The organism is Actinacidiphila yanglinensis, assembly GCF_900107965.1.
In the GTDB taxonomy this organism is placed as follows: domain Bacteria; phylum Actinomycetota; class Actinomycetes; order Streptomycetales; family Streptomycetaceae; genus Actinacidiphila; species Actinacidiphila yanglinensis.
Map to the genome: position 1 here is coordinate 1 of NZ_FNVU01000043.1, position 1,692 is coordinate 1,692.

Below are 1,692 nucleotides of genomic sequence, written 5' to 3' on the forward strand. Positions count from 1 at the left end.
AGGTGGGCAACCAGCCGGGTTCTCTACCGCAAGTAAGGCACCCACTCCTCGACCCAGGCCAGCACACACACCAACAATCACCCAAACGGCGCAACGCATTCAGAGGTGGCGAGCGCAGCCCGTCGCGGCTTGCGCGCCCGGTGCGTAGTCGTACCTATCCCGCGCACACCGACGCGCACAGTGCGCTCACGCCGAGGCGAAAGCCTGGCCGCGGTCGACGATCCGCAGGGGAAATGCCAGGGGAGGATCAGCCGAGGCACCGACGAACGCCTGCTCCCGGTGAAGGCGGCGGAGATCTGCGTCGTCTGCTCCACCCTCGCCGACGGTGCTTTGGCAGGAGTCGGAGGCCACCTGAACCGCGGTGATGCACTGACTGCTTGAGCCGCCCGTCGGTTGCCGACGCCAGGGAACTAAGGCGTGTATCGAGTCGTGATCAATCTGAGGCATGCCCCTTCGCAGTGGACACTGATCTGGTAGATCGATTTGCGTGACGCGGGCGCAACTGACGCACGAAGAGTGGGAGTTCATCGAGCCCCACCTGCCGATCGGCGAGTACGGCCCGAGTCCCGAGCACCTGCGGCAGCAGTTCGAGGGTGTGATCTGGCGGTTGAGGACCAGCGGGCAGTGGCGCGAGATGCCAGGGGAGTTCGGCGCCTGGTCGACCATCTCCAACCGCGTCCGTCGTTGGCGTGACGCCGCTGCGGAGGAAGAAGGGCTCCAGAGGCGGTCTGCCGGTCATCCACGACGCAGACTTCTTCGCGGAGCGGAACTCCGTCGAGCGTCTGATCAACAGACTGAAGGCATGGCGGGGCATCGCCACCCGGTATGACAAGGTCCCCGAGGGCTGTTTCGCCGGCTTTCGCCTGCGCGCCCTATAACCTGGATCAAAGACCTCGTTTCATCTCTCGATGCCATGATGCCGGGCATGACGCAGCACAGTCGTGAGGACCAGGAACAGGCTCTGGAGAACGCCCTCCGCCTGCTGAAGCGCACAATCCGCTTCGTGCGGAAACCTCAAGACCGGTCGGCCGAGCGAGCTCCAGGCGGGAGGCTCGATGATCTAGCTCAAAGACCGCACTCGGATCGTCCATTGATCACGACTCAATACGTGCCCTACAGGTGTCAGGGTGATGCGCACCCGCTGAACCCCGTCCCCTCGAAACCGCCGGTGCCAGCCGATCGGCGTGGGTCGTGAGGATCCACGACAGCACTCCCTGGACGAAGCGCACCAGGGGTAGGGAAGTGCCTTTTCAGGTGGCGCTCGGTGATTTGGGCCGATGCCTGGCGGGAGGACGAGTCCGTCAGGTCACCGTCGCCTGCATCTGTCGCCGGTAGTTCTGCGGCTCCTCCCACGTTTAGGAGATCACTTTCGCGGCGTCGCCCATCGTGAGGCAGCAGAAGCTCTCCGCGGTAGGTCGGCGAGTCGCACAACGGCCTCCAGTTGCCGCCCGCCACCCAGCTCACCTGTGCCGTCCCCACCAACTACTCTCGCGTCACTTTCCGAGGTACCGCATCCACAACCGCCTCTCGACGGCCATGCTGTCGCGCCGCATCGCGCCCTCGACCATCGCAACGACTCCGGACTACGCCGTCTTATGTTGCGCCGTTTGGGTGATTGTTGGTGTGTGTGCTGGCCTGGGTCGAGGAGTGGGTGCCTTACTTGCGGTAGAGAACCCGGCTGGTTGCCCACCT

Annotated in this window: 1 pseudogene; it reads left to right on the plus strand. The window is 64.4% G+C overall.

The features are described from left to right. Window positions 1-487 precede the first annotated feature (487 nt). A pseudogene (locus tag C4U44_RS40955) lies at window positions 488-910 on the plus strand (transposase); the annotation flags it as partial. Window positions 911-1,692: the final 782 nt, after the last annotated feature.